The organism is Kitasatospora sp. NPDC114501 (assembly GCF_055633695.1).
Window position 1 is genome coordinate 89,289 of the sequence record NZ_JBVKDS010000012.1, and the last position, 16,310, is coordinate 105,598.

Consider the following 16,310-nt stretch of genomic DNA (forward strand, 5'->3'; position numbering starts at 1 on the left):
CGACAGGGGAGAAGCCGGCCTACCGGGTCGGCTTCTCCTTCGGGCCCTTCGGCGAGAGGAGCAGCAGGGCGGCGAGCAGCACCGCGCCGGCGGCCTCGGGCAGGTACGTGGGCGCGTCGGACACGACGGCCTCGTCCTCCACCATCAGGCTCGCGAGTGTCTCGGCTTCCAGCGTCGCGCTGTGTGACGTCGAAGCCGTTTCGGTCCGGAACTGAGTAAGCATCAGATGTGCCTCCTCATCTGGATTTCACCGCCCGGTCGGACGGTGCCCCTGTTCGACATTACGAGCCCCTGCGGGGATGTGCATCCGCACGCCGCTGAGCTGGGACGTTGCCCTGGGTGTGGGCTCGGCTGCGGGGAGTCGGTACCGTCGGGGCATGACCACAGCCTTGATCACCGGCGCGACCGCCGGCATCGGAGCCGCTTTCGCCCGCCGGCTCGCCCGCAGCGGCTACCAGCTCGTCCTGGTGGCCCGGGACACCGGGCGCCTGGAGCGCGCCGCCGCCGACCTGCACGGCAGGTACGGCATCGAGGCGGAGGTGCTGACCGCCGACCTCGCGACCGAGGAGGGCATCGGCGCCGTGGAGGCCCGGCTCGCCGACTCCGCCCGCCCGGTGGACCTCCTGGTCAACAACGCCGGTTTCGGCAACAAGGGCGCCTTCGGGACCGTCCCGCTCCAGGACGAGCTGGCCATGCTGAAGGTGCACGTCGAGGCGGTCCTGCGGCTGACCACGGCCGCCCTGCCCGGCATGCGGGAGCGCGGCCGCGGCGCGATCGTCAACGTCGCCTCGGTGGCGGCCTTCCTGCCGCGCGGCACGTACGGCGCGAGCAAGGCCTGGGTGGTCAGCTTCACCCAGGGCGTGCTGCGCGACCTCGGGGGGACGGGCGTGCGGATGATGGCGCTGTGCCCGGGCTTCACCCGCACCGAGTTCCACGAGCGGGCCGGCATGGGCACGGGCAACATCCCCTCCTGGTCCTGGCTCTCCGCCGAGCGGGTGGTGGACGAGGCGATGCGCGACCTGGCCCGCGGCCGGTCCGTGTCCGTGCCGGGCAAGCGGTACAAGGCCGCGGTGGCCATCGCCCGGGTGCTGCCCTCCGGCAAGCTCGGCGGGCTCTCCTCGAAGGCGGCGCGCACCTACCGGACCGACTGACGGGCCGGGGGCGGTCGAGCGTCGGGGCTCGAGGAATAGAGCAACCCTCACTATTAGCTTGTCTAACTATGAGCTATCCTCGCTATGCTGGCCCCCGCTCGGCCGGGCGCTCGCCCGGCCGGCCGGAAGCCCACCCGACCGTCCCACCCAGGGAGGCCCGTCCTTGAGGCCCACCGCCATCGACTGGACCCCGCCCGACCGTGCCGAGGGCGAACCCCGCCCGCCGGCCGAGTGGCGCCGCATCCTCGCGCTCTTCCGCCCGTACCGGGGCCGTCTGACGGCCGTCGGGCTACTGGTCGCCGCCTCCGCCGTGGTCTCGGTCGTCTCGCCGTTCCTGCTCCGGGCCGTCCTGGACACCGCCATCCCGCAGGGCCGTACCGGGCTGCTCAGCCTGCTCGCGCTCGGGATGATCCTGACCGCCGTGGTGAACAGCATCTTCAACGTCCTCCAGACGCTGATCTCCACCACCGTCGGCCAGCGCGTGATGCACGACCTGCGCACCGCCGTCTACGAGCACCTCCAGCGGCAGTCGCTGGCCTTCTTCACCCGCACCCGCACCGGCGAGGTGCAGTCCCGGATCGCCAACGACATCGGCGGCATGCAGTCCACGGTGACGTCCACCGCCACCAGCCTGGTCTCCAATCTGACCGCGGTGATCGCCTCCGTCGTCGCCATGGTCGCCCTCGACTGGCGGCTGACCGTCGTCTCGCTGCTGCTGCTCCCGCTGTTCGTCTGGATCAGCCGCCGGGTCGGCAACGAGCGCAAGAAGATCACCACCGAGCGGCAGAAGCAGCTGGCCGCGATGAGTTCGGCGGTCCAGGAGTCGCTCTCGGTCAGCGGCATCCTGCTCGGCCGCACGATGGGCCGTTCCGGCTCGCTCGCCCGCGAGTTCACCGAGCAGTCCGACCAGCTCGCCGGCCTGGAGGTGCGGGCCAGCATGGCCGGTCGCTGGCGGATGAACACCATCCAGATCGTGATGGCCGCGATGCCCGCGCTGATCTACTGGGCCGCCGGGCTGACCTCCGCCGCCGGTTCGCCGATCGTCTCGGTCGGCACCCTGGTCGCCTTCGTCACCCTCCAGCAGGGCCTCTTCCGGCCGACCGTCAGCCTGCTCTCCACCGGCGTGGACGTGCAGACCTCGCTCGCGCTCTTCCAGCGCATCTTCGAGTACCTCGACCTGCCGGTGGAGATCGACGAGCCGGACCACCCGGTCACCCTGACCGACATCCGCGGCGAGGTCCGCTTCAAGGGCGTGGACTTCCGCTACGACCCCGCGCAGGAGCGCCCGACCCTGGCCGGCGTCGACCTCGACGTCCCGGCCGGAAGCTCACTGGCCGTCGTCGGCGAGACCGGCTCGGGCAAGACCACCCTCAGCTACCTCGTCCCGCGGCTGTACGACGTCACCGGCGGACAGGTCACCCTGGACGGCGTCGACGTCCGCGAGCTGTCCTTCGACACCCTGGCCCGCGCGGTCGGCGTGGTCTCCCAGGAGACCTACCTCTTCCACGCCTCGGTCGCCGAGAACCTGCGCTTCGCCAAGCCCGGCGCCAGCGACGCCGAACTGGTCGAGGCCGCCCGGGCCGCGCAGATCCACGACACCATCGCCGCCCTCCCGGACGGCTACGACACCATGGTCGGCGAGCGCGGCTACCGCTTCTCCGGCGGCGAGAAGCAGCGCCTCGCACTCGCCCGGACGATCCTGCGCAACCCGCCGGTGCTCATCCTCGACGAGGCCACCAGCGCGCTCGACAACCGCACCGAGCACGCCGTCCAGCAGGCCGTGGACACCCTGGCCGCCGGTCGCACCACCATCACCATCGCGCACCGGCTCTCCACCGTCCGCGCCGCCGACCAGATCGCCGTCCTGGACCGCGGCGAGGTGGTCGAACTCGGCACCCACGAGGAGCTGGTGGCGCTGGACGGGCGGTACGCGGCGCTGCTGCGCCGGGAGGCACCGGAGGCCGCCGGCCGGCCGGAACCAGCCGCGCCCGGCGCGTGTGACGCACACCCCGGGGCGGCTGAGCGCTGGTGACGGTACGCCGGTGGCGGTGCGCCGGTCAGGCCGCCTTCGGGACCTCGTTGTAGCTCTCCGCGACCTCCTGGCCGGAGAGCCGCTGGATGGCCGCCATCACCTCGTCGGTCACCTGCCGACGGGCCTTCAGCGAGCGGGCCTGCCCGTGCAGCTCGTCGAAGTGCAGCGGCTCGCCGAAGCGGACCGTCACCTTCTTCAGCCGCGGCACCCGCTTGCCCACCGGCAGGATCTGCTCCGGACCCTCCAGCGCCACCGGCACCACCGGCACGCCCGCGGTCAGCGCGAGCCAGGCGACGCCCGTCTTGCCCCGGTAGAGCCGGCCGTCCAGCGAGCGGGTGCCCTCGGGGTAGATGCCGAAGGCCTTGCCGTCCTCCAGGATCTCCAACGCCGACTCCAGCGAGGCCTGCGCGGAACGGTAGGTGCCGCGCTCGACCGGCACCGCTCCGATCGCCTCGAAGAAGCCCTTGGAGAGCCGGCCCTTGAGGCCGGTGCCGGTGAAGTACTCGGCCTTGGCGAGGAAGTGGACCCGGCGCGGGGCGGTCAGCGGGATCACCACGCTGTCGATGAACGACAGGTGGTTGCTGGCCAGGATCACTCCGCCCTTGCGCGGCACGTTCTCGATTCCCTCGATGGCCGGCCGCCAGATCCCCCGCGAGACCGGTTTCAGCACCAACTTGGTGGCGAGGTCGAGCACGATTCCCTCCCTGGACGAACGATCGCCCGGGAGGAGCCCGGGCCTGCGATCAGATCCGCAGACTACGACACCCACCCCCGCGCACGTCCACTCCCGGCGACCGTGGCCCGCACCACGGCCGGGTAGTGTACGGCCGTCCGAACCGAGCAGCACCCCGCAGTACCCAGGAGGGAACGATGGAGACCACCGAGGCGATCAGGGCCTTTTTCGACCGTTTCGACAAGGACGGCGACGGCAGGATCACCGCGGCCGAGTACGCCCTTGCCGCCAACGAGATGGGCGACCACGACGTCACTCTCTCGATGGCCGAGGCGCTGATCCACAGCATGGACACCAACCACGACGGCGTCCTGACCTTCGAGGAGTTCCTGGCCGCCCGCCAGCGCTGAGCTCGCGCTGACGGGGCCGGTCGCCGTACCGGCGGCACCGGCCCCGTCCGGAGGCGCCGCTGCTGCTCCCGTACCGGGGCGGCTACATCTCCTGCTTCTCCACCGGGAACACCCGGCGCACCACCCGCTCCGCGGCCCCGCCGTCGTCCCAGACGCAGAACTTCGCCCGGAACCGCTCCCGCGCCGCCGGCTCCGGGTCGCCCGCCAGCAGCGCCCGCGCCAGCCCGTCCGCGTCCACCGTGACCGCGCCCGGCGGCTCCGCGAACAGGTCGAAGTAGACGCCGCGTTCTCGCTGGTACTCCTCCCAGTCCGGGGCGAAGACCACCACCGGCCGGTCCAGCACCGCGTAGTCGAACATCATCGACGAGTAGTCCGTCACCAGGGTGTCCGCCGCGAGGTAGAGGTCCTCCACGGTCGGGTGCGCCGAGACGTCCACGATCCGCGCCGACTCCGCGCCGGCGCCCGAGAGGTCGCCCGGGCCGTCGGCGTGGAAGTAGTGGGTACGCACCAGCAGTGTGAAGTCCGGGCCCAGCCGCCGGGCCAGCTCCGCCACGTCCAGCAGCGGCACGTAGCCGCCCTTGCTGCCGCGGTGGGTCGGCGCGTACAGCACCGCCCGGGTGTCCGGCCGCAGCCCGAGCCGCTCGCGCATCGCCCGGACCTCGTCCGAAGTGGCTTTCGCCAGACGGTCGTTGCGCGGGTAGCCGGTGTCCAGCATCTCGTACCGGCCGGGGAAGGCGCGGGCGAAGTGCCCGCTGGTGTGCGGGTTGGGGGAGACCAGGAAGTCCCAGCGGTCGACGGCCTCCTGGAGCTGCTCGAAGTCCATCCCCTCGGCCGCCGCCGGGCGGTCGCGCAGGTCCATGCCCATCGCCTTGAGCGGGGTGCCGTGCTGGGTCTGGACGTGGACCGTGCCCGGCCGCTTCGTCATGGTGCGGGGGAAGTTGACGTTGTTGACGAAGTACTTGGCGGTCGCCATCGCCTTGAGGTAGGCGGGGGTGTTGACGATCACGTACGGCACCCCCGGCGGCAGCGTGGCGGCCTGGGCGCGGTTCTCCACCACCCACACGCCCCGGATCCGCGGGGCGAGTTCCTTCGCCTTCTCGTAGATGGCCGCCGGGCTGCACGCGTAACCCCGGTGCCAGTACGCGGCGTAGACCGCGAGGTTCTCGTCCAGCGGCAGTCGGCGGAGCGCGTTGTACGCGGTGAACCGGGCGCCGCTGCGCATCCCCTTCTTCACCGCCGGCGCCACCGCCCTCGCCCCGCGCTTGAGTTCGCGCGGCAGCCGGCCGGTGCGGCGCAGCTCGGCGTACGCGATCCGGGCGCCCCGGGCGGCCAGCCGGTACTGCACGCCGCGCACTCCGCCGGGGAAGCGGTAGCCGGCCGGGCGGTGGCGGTCGAAGTGCCGGGCGACCCGCTGGAAGAAGTCCTTGCGCCGGTCGGTGGGGACCAGCCCGGGGGTGTCGTAGACGTTCAGCGCCTGGCGGACGGTCCGGTCGAAGACCAGGGTGCGCAGGGAGTCCGGGACGGGCCGGCCGGGGCGGTCCGGGCGGTCCAGGAAGGCGAAGATCGCGTCGTACTGGGCGAACACGTCGGCGTGCTTGGGGGAGGCGGTGGCGGTGATCGCACCGTCCCGGCCGCGCCGGTAGAAGTAGCAGGGGCGGTCGAGGTAGCGCAGCCGCCCGGCGGCCAGCAGCGCCGGGTAGGTGACCGAGATGTCCTCGTAGTAGCCGCGGCCGAAGGAGACTCCGAGGCCGTCCAGGAAGGCGCGGCGGAACAGCTTGTTCCACACCGACATCACGGTCTGGAAGAGCGCCGGGTGCTCGGCCAGCGTGCAGCCCTCGACCAGCGGGGAACCGCTCAGCACGTGGCGCCAGGGGTTGGGCTCCGTCCCGCCGTCCGGGTAGACGTGGGTGAAGTCGGTGATCAGCACGTCGGCGGGGGTCTCCCGGCGGTGTTCGCGCGCCAGCTCGTCCAGCAGCGCGCCGACCGTCCCCTCGGGCACCCAGTCGTCGCTGTCCACGAACCAGACGTACTCGCCGCGGGCGTCCGGCAGGGCGGCGGTGCGGGCGCCGCCGAGGCCCTGGTTCTCGGTGAGGTGCGTCACCCGCAGCCGGCCGTCGCGGGCCGCGTAGGCGTCCAGGATCGCGCCGGAGCCGTCGGGGGAGAGGTCGTCGACCGCGATCACCTCGAAGCGGGTCTCCTCGGCGGGGGTGTCGCCGAGGATCGAGTCGAGGCAGCGCGGGAGGTACCGCTCCACGCCGTGGACCGGGAGCACGATGCTGAGGAGGAGGGACACGCTGGCCGAGTGTACCGATCCCACCGGGTGCGACCTGCGCGGACGTCCGGGGCGGGGCCGTCGGGGCCGCTGGAACCCGGGCGCGGGCGTTCGGGGTGGGGGTGTCCGCTCGGCGTTCGGCTGGTGTCGGCCGGTGTCCGGGGCGGACCCGGAACCGCCGGTGCCGGGTCCCTCGCGGGGCGGCACCGGCAGTCAGGTGGCGGTCCGGCCGACCCTCTACGGCCGACCGCCGGTCCGGGCACCGCGCGAGCCTGGCCGCCGCAGCGTCGAGGCGGCCTGGCAGTGGCTCGCTGGAGCCGGAGTTCTTCATCACTCGAACACGCGCTTGAGTGCGGTGCGGGCACTGGCGCGTGCATCAGATATTGCTTGGAGGATCGACGGGAGTCAATCCCTCGAATGTGTTCACTTCCTGAAGCCGGGCGCGTTGGGGCTTCGGCGGGCGTCTCGGTGATCGCTTTGTCGATGTGGCGGCTGTCCCCTATATGGCGACGGGGGTGTCGGTGGTGGGGTGCGGGGTGGGGTGTGGAGCCGGCCGCGGGGCGTGGCGCCGTCGGGGTGCGGCCGCGTGCCGGGCGCGTGCCGTGCGGACGGCTGACGGTTGACGGCTGGGGCACCCGCGCCTGCCGGCCCTGGTGACGGACAGCCGGTCGTGCACCATCATTGATGCCTAGTCGTGACCGGCCGAGCGGCCCCTGGTGCTTCGTCAGTTGACGCCGCACGATACGGTGGCACAACACCAAGGACGGTTGCGCGAAGGCCGTCCGTCACGGATAGTCTTCGCCTCACGGCCCTGGCGCCTCGTAGGGGTGGGAAAAACTGATGGAACACATGCAAGTGCGGACTCGGCCCCGCGTGCCGGCGGTCCAGTGCGGTGTCGGCACGACCGGCCGCCGGATCGAACGACACCTGGCCGTGCTCGGCGCGCCCGCACTCCCGGCGGTGGACACCGCCGAGGCGCTCGGGTTGATAAGGGAACTCACGCCGCGCGGCGCCGAGGCCCCGACGACCCGTCGTCGCCACACCAGGATCTCGCTGCTGACGCCGCTGCGTCGGCTGCGGCGGAGCCTCTTCGGCGGGCGCGGCTAGTCCGGCCGGGCGGCACGGGTTCCTCCCCGCCGCCCGGCCGGGAACCGACCCGGTGGACCGTCCGGTCCGCCGGGTCTTCGGTGTGTCGGGGTAGTGCCCGGGGCGATCCGGGCGCCCGGGGGTGGCCCGGGGTGGATGGCGCCCGGGGTGGATGGCGCCCGGGGTGGGTGGTCTGAACCTTTCACCCTATGCGAGTTCGCCTCCCTGGCACGGCGAGTCGGCGAGGGAGTACGCCCGGCCCGCTGACCTGGGACAGGATGGCGCCATGGCGGACAACAACCATTCCCCCCAGACCGGCACGTTCCCGACCTCCCTCTTCCAGAGCAGCACCTTCGAGATCACCACCGGCAGCCGCGAGGTCGCGCTCGACATCACCGACCGCTGCGCCGCGTTCCTCGACGAACGGGCCGCCGGGCGCGACGGCCTGCTCAACGTCTTCGTCCCGCACGCCACCGCGGGGATCGCGGTGCTGGAGACCGGCTCCGGCAGCGACGACGACTTCCTCGCCACCCTGCGCGACCTGCTGCCGGCCGACGACCGCTGGCGCCACCGGCACGGCAGTCCGGGCCACGGCCGGGACCACGTGGTGCCCGGCCTGGTCGCCCCGCACGCCACTCTTCCGGTGATCGGCGGCCAACTGGCGCTCGGCATCTGGCAGTCGGTGGTGCTGGTCGACACCAACGGGGACAACCCGCGCCGGACCGTCCGGCTGTCCTTCCTCGGCTGACGGCGGGGCCGGGCTGGATCGGGGACTCGGCCGCTGTGGCGAGCTCAGCGGACGTGCGCGGCCACCGCGGCGAGGTAGCGCTCGATCGCCAGGTGCTGGCAGAGCAGTGCCACCGGGCGGCCCAACCTGGCGTACCAGGCGGACAGCCGGGAGAACGCGGTGACCTCGAACCACACCTCGCCGTCGGCGTCCATCGACACCAGGAACGCCTCCTCGCCGCATTCCGGGTGCCCGGGGAGGGTGCCGTACCCGAACCCGATCCGGTCCGGCTCGTCCACCGTCCACACCACCCGGCAGGGGATCGCCAGCCGCGGCCACCGGCTCCCCGGCAGGTTCAGCCGCAGCAGCACCGTCTCTCCCGCCCGGGCCGGGCCGGCCGGGTGGACCGCGAAGCCGGTGCCCAGCTGGCTGCCCCAGCCGAGCACGTACCGTCCGGCTCGCTCCAGCACCTCCGGCCCGCGCCCCAGGTGGACCCGCCGCCGCAGGTGGGCGTAGCCGTCCGGCAGCCGCCCTCCGCCACCCCGGGTGGCACCCACCTCGGGGTACGAGGGGGTGGTGGCGCGGGCGGCGGTCAGGCGTCGGTGCAGGTCGGTGGGCATGTCGGCCACGGTAGTCGCCGGGCGGGGAGGGGGCGGCGGCGGGGCGGACGGGCCGGGGACGGGCGCCGGCGAACAAGTTTCAGCGAACAGATTTCAGCGAACATTTTCTGAAATCTGTTCGCTGAAATCTGTCAGCTGACTTCTGTCCGCTGACCTCTGTCGGCTGACAGAGCTGTCGCCGCCGCAGATCCGCCGAGGCCCAGGCCGGGGCCAGTTGCAACCAGGCGGGGGTGCGGAGTAGGAAGGCGGCATGAGCGACACCGGTACGAACCAGGAAGCGGGCGTCTGCGAACTCTCGCCCGACGGCGGAGCGGAGGCGGCGCTGCGGCACGAGCCGGAGGCGACCGGGCCGCGCGCCGACTGCGTGCTGTGCGGAGAACCGACCGAGCTGCCCGCCGACCAGCCGGGCAGCACCCTCTGCCCGGTGTGCGCCTGGCAGCAGGCGCAGCGGATCGCCTGCTCGGGCTGACCCCGCGCTGACCCCGACTCGATCCGCCCCGCACAGCCCCGCGCCGCCGCGACCCGGTCGGCCCTACGCGTCCTCCCGCCCGGCCAGCGCCAGGGTCGAGCCGTGCCGCCCCTTGCGGACCAGCAGCTGGGCGGGGATGCGACTGCGCAGGTCGGCGACGTGGCTGACGATGCCCACCGCGCGATCCCGCTCGCGCAGGCCGTCCAGGACGTCCATGACTTCCTCCAGGGCGTGCTCGTCGAGGGTGCCGAAGCCCTCGTCGATGAAGAGGGTGTCCAGCGGCATGCCGCCCGCCTCGTCGGTGACCACGTCGGCCAGGCCCAGGGCGAGCGAGAGCGAGGCGAAGAAGCTCTCGCCGCCGGAGAGGGTCGCGGTGTCCCGTTCGGTGCCCGTCCAGGCGTCGACCACCCGCAGGGCCAGCCCGGAGCGCTTGGTGCCGGTGCCCCGGTCGTCGCTGTGCACGAGGGTGTAGCGCCCGCCGGACATCCGGACCAGCCGGTCGCTGGCCGCCGCCGCGACCTGCTCCAGCCGGGCCGCCAGGACGTACGACTCCAGGCGCATCCGCAGCCGGTTCTCGGCCGAGGTGCCGGCTGCGAGCGCGGCGAGCCGGTTGATCCGCTCGTACCGGTCCAGTGCCGGGGCCAGTTCGTCGGCGAGCCCGGTCAGCTGCCGCCCGATCGCGGCCAGCGCCCCGCAGCGCTCCCGGGCCGCCGCGTGGGCGGCGTGCGCCCGGCCGAGCCGGTCGGTGGCGGCGCCGAGCTCGGCGGCGACGGCGGGCAGGTCCACCGGCGGACGGCCCGCGGCCTCGGCCAGCTCCGGCAGCGCCAGCTCGCGGCGGACCGCGGCGGTCTCCGCGCGGTGCCGCTCCAGCCGGGCCTCCAACCGCTCGCGCTCCTCGCGCGGCAGCAGCACCGCCAGCGCCGCGTCGGCGTCCGGGAAGCCCGCCGCGGCGGCGGCCTTGCCCAGTTCGTCCTCGGCGTCGGCGAGCCGGGCCGCCGCCTCCGCGTGCGCCCGGGCGGCGGTCGCCGCGGCGGCGACCGTATCGGTGAGGCGGTCGAGGGCCGCGGCCCGGTCGGCGACGGAGGCCGCCTCGCCCCGGGCGGCCTCCACCCGGGCGGTCAGTGCCCGCTGTTCGGTGCCGAGCGCCAGCAGCCGGTCGGAGAGGACGGCGGCGCGCTCCTTGGCCTCCCGCAGCTCGTCGACCCGGCGGGCGCGGTCCTGGGACAGCCGGGCGATCTCCTGCTCGACCGGGCCGAGCGTCTCCGCCGTGTGCCGCGCCTCGCGGTGGTCTCGTTCCAGCCCGGCGAGGGCCCGCGCGAGCGCCTCCGTGCCGTCCGGCCCGGCCGCGCCGGCGGCGGTGGCCTCGCGCACCCGCAGCGCGGTGAGCGCCTGGTCGGCCTCCGTCCACTCCTGCTCGGCGGCGGCCTGCGCCCGGCGCGCCCGCTCCTCGTCCTCGGCGCCGACCCGGCTGCCGGGCGCGGCCTCGGCGGGCGCCGGGTGCTCGGGCGAGCCGCAGACCCGGCAGGCCTCGCCCGCGCGCAGCTGCTCGGCCAGCTCGGCGGCCATGCCGCTCAGCCGGCGGTCCCGCAGGTCCAGACCGTGCTCGCGGGCGTCCAGCGCGGCGGTGCGCAGGGCAGCCACCCGGGGTTCGGCCGCGGCGATCTCGGCGCGCAGGCCGTCGCGCTCCCGGGCCGCACCCAGGCGGACGGTCAACTCGGCGCGCTGCCCGTCCAGTTGCTCGACCAGGGTGGTCGCCGACCGGGCCTCCGCGTGCCGCTGCTCCAGGCGGCCCAGCTCGCCCTCGAACTCGGCCAGCCAGTCCTCGGCCTCCTCGGCCAGCTCCTCGGCGGCACGCCGGTCCTCGGCCAGGGAGCGCTGCTCGCGGGCGAGTTCGGCGCAGCGCCGCTCCTCCGCCCGGGCCGCCTCCAGCCGGACCACCTCGGCCCGCAGCCGCAGCTCGGCCTCGGCCAGGACTGCGAGGTCGGCCCCGGCGAGTTTCCGGCCCTCGCCTCCGGAGCCGGCCAGCGCGTCGCGGTGCCGGCGTTCCGCCTGCCGCGCCCGCCCGAGCGCCTCGACCGCGCTCTGCCGCAGCCGCAGCGCCGCCTCCACCCCGACGGCCTCCTGGGCGGCGGCCAGCCGCCGCCGGTCCGCGGCCGCGGCGGGCTCGAAAGCAGCCAGCCGCTCGGCCCGGCCCACGGCCTCCCGGTGGCGGCGCTGGCGACCGGCCAGCTCCTCGGCGCACTCGCGGTGCTCCTGGGCGGCACGCTGGGCCGCTTCGGCGCCCGCGAGGGCGGCCTCGGCGACGGCGAGCTGCTCGGCCGCGCCGCTGCGCAGGACCGCCGCCCAGCCGAGCACTCCGGCGGTCAGGCCGGCGTCGTCGTCCTCGGCGGGCACCCAGCCCGCGGCGGGCTCGGCGCCCGGACCGGCCGCCTGCTCGGCCTTGCTGGCGAGGTCCCGCAGTCGGCGCCGACCGGCCTGGACAGCGGCCTCCTGGCCACGCCGCTGCTCGGCCAGCCAGGCTTCCACATGCTGGAACCGCTCGGTGTCGAACAGCCGCCGCAGCAGCTTGCCGCGCTCCTCGGAGTCGGCCTTGAGGAACCGGGCGAAGTCGCCCTGCGGCAGCAGCACCACCTGGCAGAACTGCTCCCGGTTCATGCCGATCAGCCGGTGGATCTCCTCCCCGGCCTCCTGGTGCGACTTGCTGAGCCCCCGCCAGCCGGGCGTGCCGTCGCCCGTGTCGGCGACCCACTCGCGCAGCAGGGTCTGCGCCCGCTCGACGGTGGTGCCGGTGCCGACCTTCTTCGGCCGGCGCTGCTCCGGCAGCCGGGTGATCCGGAGGCGCCGCCCGCCGAGGGTCAGCTCCAGCTCGACCGAGGTCAGCCGCTTCGGGTCGGCGTGGTCGCTGCGCAGCCGGTTGGCCCGGCGGGCGCCCGGCGTCTCGCCGTACAGGGCGAAGCAGACGGCGTCCAGCACGCTGGTCTTGCCCGCGCCCGTCGCGCCGCGCAGCAGGAACAGCCCGCCGGCGGCGAGCGCGTCGAAGTCCACCGTCTCGCTGCCCGCGAACGGGCCGAAGGCGGTGACGGTGAGCCGGTGGAGCCTCATCGGGGCAGGTCCGCCTTCCGGTCGGTGGTCACCCGGACGCGCTCGAAGCCCTCGCTCAGCCAACCGAGCTCGTCCGGCGCCGGCTCGGCCCCGGGGCGGACGTGCCGCAGGAAGCCCTCCGCGATCTCCAGGTCCCCGCGGCCGCTGACCCGTGCCGCGTACGACTGCGAGGGCTCGGTGTCGCTCCGCTCGGGGTCGAACAGCAGTTGGAGGGTGTGCGGGAAGCGGCGGCGCAGCCGCTCCATCGGCTCGCTGGGCCGGGCCGCGTCGGTGAGCGTGGCCTGCACCCAGGACTGCTCGTGCTCGGCGTACTTCTCGTCGGTGAGCAGCGCGTCGAGGGTGTCGCGCAGCGTCGCCAGCCGGCGCGGCTCCGGGCAGGGGACGCGCTCGGCCGCCACCGAGCCGTCGGCGGCCAGGTCGACCAGCCACATGGTCTTGCGCTGGTGCACCTCGGAGAAGGAGTAGGCGAGCGGGGAGCCGCTGTAGCGCAGGTGCGGGGCGAGCGTCTGGCAGCCGTGCAGGTGGCCGAGCGCGGCGTAGTGCACCCCGTCGAAGACGGACGCGGGCACGGAGGCGACGCCGCCGACCGCGATGTCCCGCTCGCTGTCGCTCGGCGCGCCGCCGGTGACGAAGGCGTGTGCCAGCACCACCGCCCGGGTGCCGGCCGGGCGTGCCGCGAGGTCCGCCCGGACCTGGTCCATCGCCGCCCCGAGCACCGCCGCGTGCCCGCCCTTCGCCAGGCCGAACCGCTCGCGCACCAGCGTCGGCTCCAGGTAGGGCAGCCCGTACACCGCCACCGGGCCGTGCTCGTCCGCCAGCAGGACGGGCTCGGCGCACTCGCCCGGGTCGGTCCGCAGGTGGATGCCGGCCCGCCCGATCAGCCCGGCCCCGACCCCGAGGCGGCGGGCCGAGTCGTGGTTGCCGCTGATGAAGACCGTCGGCACCCCGAGGGCCGCCAGCCGGTGCAGCACGTCGTCGAACAGCGCGACCGCCTCCAGGCCGGGCAGTGCCCGGTCGTACACGTCCCCCGCGACCAGCACGGCGTCCACGCCCTCGGACCGGACCACCTCCACCAGGTGGTCCAGGAAGGCGCGCTGGGCGTCGTGCAGGCTCTCCCGGTGGAACGAGCGCCCGAGGTGCCAGTCGGAGGTATGCAGCAGTCGCATGGTTCCCGACCCTAACCCGCAGCAGTGACAATCCCGTCCGCCCCTGCGGGACCACGGGCCCCGGCAGTCCCGGGCCCCCGGGCGGGCGGCGGGGGCGGGCAGCGCGGTGTGGCCGGTGGTGGTGGCGGCGGAGCGCGGGCGCTGAGCTTGTTCGATTACTTGGGGTGCATTGTCAGTGGCTCTGTGTATGTTCCTCGGCGTCGGCCACTCCCAGCCGGGGTGGTCGGCACGGTCCGGTGTCGGGCGAGCGAGAAGGAGGAGTCATGGCTGCTGTGCGGAAGTCGGTGCGCGAGGTGCCGGGGGCCGGGGCGGGCCGGTCGGCCCGGGGGCGCCGGCGGGTGCTGGCGCTGGCCGGTCGCAGGCCGGGTGGCGGTGTCGGGGGGTCGTCGGCCGGCGGGCCCGCCGGGGCGGTGCCGCCCGGGGGCGGGCGGCCGCCGGGGTCGCGGGCGGGAGGAGGTGGTGCGCGGGCCGTGCGCGGTGGGTGGGTCCGGGGCGCGCCACCGCCCCAGCCGGTGGCGGTGGCCCTGGCCGCCGACGCCGGGGACTTCGCCGGGCTGGCGCGGTACGGGCTGTTCGGCGGGCTCGGGCACCAGGCCTACCTGCGGCGGGCGGAGGAGCAGCTCACGGCCCTGCACCGGCAGGGCCTGGAGGTGCACCTGCGGGTCCTGGAGGCGGGCGACTTCGAGGACTACTGCGAGGCACTCGGCCTCGATCCCCGGATGCCCGCCGCCAGGGTCGCCTACGCGGGTGATCCGGAACTGGTGGGGGAGCCGTTCGTCTACGCGGGGGAGCGGCTGGCCGAACTGATCCCGGTGCTGCTGGACGACCACCGGGCGCGGGTGCGGATGTCCGTGGCCTGTGCGGTCCTGCTCGACGCCGTCGGCGACGACCCGGCCGGTCAGCTCCGGATGGCGGCCGTGATGAGGTACGTGACCTCGGTCTACCTGGCGCTGGCCGAGGGCGCGGGGGAGGGCTGCCACCTGCTGACGCTGCGCTGCCACGGCCCCGAGGACGGCGAGGAGCTCACCTCGGCGGTGGACGTCCGCGTGGAGGAGGGGCGGCTGGACCCGGCCGGGCGGGACGCCGAGGCGTTCTGCGTCACGCTCGCGGCGGGCGTCGCCCTGGGCGGGGAGGGGGCTCTGCTGCTGCACGGCGATCCGTCGGTGGGCGTCCGCGCGGGCGGCCTGGGCGTGCGGGCCGACGGCCAGGGCGTACACGCCGACGCTCAGGGTGTTCGGGCCGACGGCCGGGCCGCGGATGCCCGGCCCCGGCCGCCGGTGCTCGGCTGGGCGCTGACCGGTGGGCGGCTGCGGCCGATGACCGCGCACGAGGTGTTCGACGAGCTGGCCGACGACGCCGCGCGCGGGCTGCCCTTCCCGCCCGGGGTGGATCCTCGGCCCGGGTTCCCGCTGCCCGGCTTCCGGGGCCACGGGGAAGGGGGTGGGCCGCTGGGGTGACCAGAGCGCTCACCGCCTCCCCGTATCCACCACGTTCACCGCCTCCGCATCCACCATGCGGCGCTGGGGACTGTTCATCGACCGCCTGTTCGGGGAAGATTCGGAGAAGATCAACAGCAGGAGCGCGCGGTGCCCCACGCCGCCGCTCCGGCCGCTCCGCTCCGTACCGCGCCATGCAGGTCCTCCTCGCGCACCGCCGGTCCGGCGAAGCCCGACTGCGAGAGGGGGACGGATGAGCGAGCGGAGCGAGCTCGGTGCCAGGGGGTGCGTGCGGGCGAGCGTCCCCGCCGGGCGCCGCGGGGCGCGAGCATGAGCCCGATCGAGTACAGCGCGGAGATCTCCGAACTCCTCGGGAAGGTGCGGCGGCGCCCCACGGCGGGCTGGCCGTGGCGGCCGGGCGAGCAGGTGCCGGAGGGGCTGCCGGTCAAGCAGTCCTGGGGGTGGCTGTTCGCGCCGGACGGGCGGGTGCTGACGCTGGTGAACCCGAGGGACGGGATCTGTTCGCTGCCCGGCGGTTCACTGGAGCCGGAGGACGGCGGGGACCCGGCGGCCGCCCTGGCGCGGGAGGCGGCCGAGGAGGCGCAGGCCCTGATCGGCCGGCCGTACTACCTCGGCTACCTCTACGACCGGGTCGGCTCGGCGAACGGCGGGCACGAGTGCGCGCGCGTCCGGATGGCGGCGGCGCTGCGGGCCGTCGGTCCGAGCACGGCCGATCCGGCCTCGGGCCGGCACTACCGGCGGCTGCTGGTCGCGCCGGGCCTCGCCGTGGAACTGCTCGGCTGGGGTGCGCCCGGGCTGCGCCAGGCCCGGGTGGCGGTCGCCACCGCCACCCGCTGGCTAGGCGTGCCCGCGGCCGCGAACGAGGCGATCGAGGAGCTGCCGGTCGAGGGCTGCACGGTCTCCCCGGGCGCCGTGTATCCGCTCGGCGTGCACCTCGGTGGCCACGCCGGTGGCGGCCACCCCGGTGGTGGCCGCCCTGGCGTGCAGGGCTGACCGCGCGCGTCACCGTACTTCTGCGCGACCTCCCGACACGCCGTCCTGACGTGCGCTCACGACCCACCGTCCCGAAGGGCATCCACATTCGGCCGTAGGGGCGGGTCGGCCGATCCGGTGAAATCGAGCCGCGCCGGTGACACCTTTTCGGG

Annotated in this window: 14 protein-coding genes; 8 read left to right on the forward strand and 6 right to left on the reverse strand. The window is 74.7% G+C overall.

Going from position 1 to position 16,310, the window contains the following annotated elements; all coding sequences use genetic code 11:
• Positions 1-19: 19 nt before the first annotated feature.
• A complete protein-coding gene (locus tag ACZ7RU_RS22860; RefSeq protein ID WP_359821891.1) occupies positions 20-223 on the reverse strand; it encodes a hypothetical protein in 204 nt (67 codons plus the stop codon).
• A 154-nt stretch (positions 224-377) separates the two neighbouring features.
• On the opposite strand from ACZ7RU_RS22860, the gene ACZ7RU_RS22865 reads away from it, so the two are divergent.
• Complete coding sequence (locus ACZ7RU_RS22865) at positions 378-1,151, forward strand: SDR family NAD(P)-dependent oxidoreductase (RefSeq protein WP_470342788.1); 774 nt, start codon at positions 378-380, stop codon at positions 1,149-1,151.
• Between the two features lie 163 nt (positions 1,152-1,314).
• A complete protein-coding gene (locus tag ACZ7RU_RS22870) occupies positions 1,315-3,183 on the forward strand; it encodes an ABC transporter ATP-binding protein (RefSeq protein ID WP_470342789.1) in 1,869 nt (622 codons plus the stop codon).
• A 25-nt stretch (positions 3,184-3,208) separates the two neighbouring features.
• Here ACZ7RU_RS22870 and ACZ7RU_RS22875 read toward each other — a convergent pair whose 3' ends face one another.
• Positions 3,209-3,877 carry a lysophospholipid acyltransferase family protein gene (locus ACZ7RU_RS22875; RefSeq protein WP_470342790.1) on the reverse strand — a complete coding sequence of 223 codons (669 nt, stop codon included), beginning with the start codon at positions 3,875-3,877 and terminating at the stop codon, positions 3,209-3,211.
• Positions 3,878-4,053: 176 nt separating this feature from the next.
• Here ACZ7RU_RS22875 and ACZ7RU_RS22880 point away from each other — a divergent pair, with 176 nt between their 5' ends.
• Positions 4,054-4,266 carry an EF-hand domain-containing protein gene (locus ACZ7RU_RS22880; RefSeq protein WP_470342791.1) on the forward strand — a complete coding sequence of 71 codons (213 nt, stop codon included), beginning with the start codon at positions 4,054-4,056 and terminating at the stop codon, positions 4,264-4,266.
• Positions 4,267-4,348: 82 nt separating this feature from the next.
• On the opposite strand, the gene ACZ7RU_RS22885 is transcribed toward ACZ7RU_RS22880, so the two are convergent.
• Positions 4,349-6,559, reverse strand: a complete 2,211-nt coding sequence (locus ACZ7RU_RS22885; protein WP_470342792.1) for a bifunctional glycosyltransferase/CDP-glycerol:glycerophosphate glycerophosphotransferase — start codon at positions 6,557-6,559, stop codon at positions 4,349-4,351.
• Positions 6,560-7,378: 819 nt separating this feature from the next.
• Here ACZ7RU_RS22885 and ACZ7RU_RS22890 point away from each other — a divergent pair.
• Positions 7,379-7,645, forward strand: a complete 267-nt coding sequence (locus ACZ7RU_RS22890) for a hypothetical protein (RefSeq protein ID WP_387756807.1) — start codon at positions 7,379-7,381, stop codon at positions 7,643-7,645.
• A 265-nt stretch (positions 7,646-7,910) separates the two neighbouring features.
• Entirely contained in the window at positions 7,911-8,372 is a 462-nt protein-coding gene (locus ACZ7RU_RS22895) for a YjbQ family protein (RefSeq protein ID WP_387756806.1), read from the forward strand.
• Between the two features lie 44 nt (positions 8,373-8,416).
• On the opposite strand, the gene ACZ7RU_RS22900 is transcribed toward ACZ7RU_RS22895, so the two are convergent.
• Positions 8,417-8,971, reverse strand: a complete 555-nt coding sequence (locus ACZ7RU_RS22900; RefSeq protein WP_470342793.1) for a DUF1990 family protein — start codon at positions 8,969-8,971, stop codon at positions 8,417-8,419.
• Positions 8,972-9,221: 250 nt separating this feature from the next.
• Here ACZ7RU_RS22900 and ACZ7RU_RS22905 point away from each other — a divergent pair, with 250 nt between their 5' ends.
• Positions 9,222-9,440 carry a hypothetical protein gene (locus ACZ7RU_RS22905; RefSeq protein ID WP_470342794.1) on the forward strand — a complete coding sequence of 73 codons (219 nt, stop codon included), beginning with the start codon at positions 9,222-9,224 and terminating at the stop codon, positions 9,438-9,440.
• A 63-nt stretch (positions 9,441-9,503) separates the two neighbouring features.
• On the opposite strand, the gene ACZ7RU_RS22910 is transcribed toward ACZ7RU_RS22905, so the two are convergent.
• Positions 9,504-12,542, reverse strand: a complete 3,039-nt coding sequence (locus ACZ7RU_RS22910) for an AAA family ATPase (protein ID WP_470342795.1) — start codon at positions 12,540-12,542, stop codon at positions 9,504-9,506.
• Positions 12,539-13,708 (reverse strand): exonuclease SbcCD subunit D, encoded by a 1,170-nt coding sequence (locus tag ACZ7RU_RS22915; RefSeq protein WP_470342796.1) that lies wholly within the window; start codon positions 13,706-13,708, stop codon positions 12,539-12,541. The genes ACZ7RU_RS22910 and ACZ7RU_RS22915 overlap by 4 nt, the downstream gene beginning before the upstream one ends.
• A gap of 470 nt (positions 13,709-14,178) precedes the next feature.
• Between ACZ7RU_RS22915 and ACZ7RU_RS22920 the strand changes: the two genes are divergently transcribed.
• Positions 14,179-15,165 (forward strand): hypothetical protein, encoded by a 987-nt coding sequence (locus ACZ7RU_RS22920; RefSeq protein ID WP_470342797.1) that lies wholly within the window; start codon positions 14,179-14,181, stop codon positions 15,163-15,165.
• Positions 15,166-15,474: 309 nt separating this feature from the next.
• Positions 15,475-16,158 (forward strand): hypothetical protein, encoded by a 684-nt coding sequence (locus ACZ7RU_RS22925; RefSeq protein ID WP_470342798.1) that lies wholly within the window; start codon positions 15,475-15,477, stop codon positions 16,156-16,158.
• The last annotated feature ends 152 nt before the right edge of the window (positions 16,159-16,310 follow it).

What these genes read in the sequence shown, in the direction of transcription:
- ACZ7RU_RS22860 (WP_359821891.1), bottom strand. Translation starts at nt 223, where the DNA reads ATGCTTACTCAGTTCCGGACCGAAACGGCTTCGACGTCACACAGCGCG.
- ACZ7RU_RS22865 (WP_470342788.1), top strand. Translation starts at nt 378, where the DNA reads ATGACCACAGCCTTGATCACCGGCGCGACCGCCGGCATCGGAGCCGCT.
- ACZ7RU_RS22880 (WP_470342791.1), top strand. Translation starts at nt 4,054, where the DNA reads ATGGAGACCACCGAGGCGATCAGGGCCTTTTTCGACCGTTTCGACAAG.
- ACZ7RU_RS22890 (WP_387756807.1), top strand. Translation starts at nt 7,379, where the DNA reads ATGGAACACATGCAAGTGCGGACTCGGCCCCGCGTGCCGGCGGTCCAG.
- ACZ7RU_RS22895 (WP_387756806.1), top strand. Translation starts at nt 7,911, where the DNA reads ATGGCGGACAACAACCATTCCCCCCAGACCGGCACGTTCCCGACCTCC.
- ACZ7RU_RS22900 (WP_470342793.1), bottom strand. Translation starts at nt 8,971, where the DNA reads ATGCCCACCGACCTGCACCGACGCCTGACCGCCGCCCGCGCCACCACC.
- ACZ7RU_RS22905 (WP_470342794.1), top strand. Translation starts at nt 9,222, where the DNA reads ATGAGCGACACCGGTACGAACCAGGAAGCGGGCGTCTGCGAACTCTCG.
- ACZ7RU_RS22910 (WP_470342795.1), bottom strand. Translation starts at nt 12,542, where the DNA reads ATGAGGCTCCACCGGCTCACCGTCACCGCCTTCGGCCCGTTCGCGGGC.
- ACZ7RU_RS22915 (WP_470342796.1), bottom strand. Translation starts at nt 13,708, where the DNA reads ATGCGACTGCTGCATACCTCCGACTGGCACCTCGGGCGCTCGTTCCAC.
- ACZ7RU_RS22925 (WP_470342798.1), top strand. Translation starts at nt 15,475, where the DNA reads ATGAGCCCGATCGAGTACAGCGCGGAGATCTCCGAACTCCTCGGGAAG.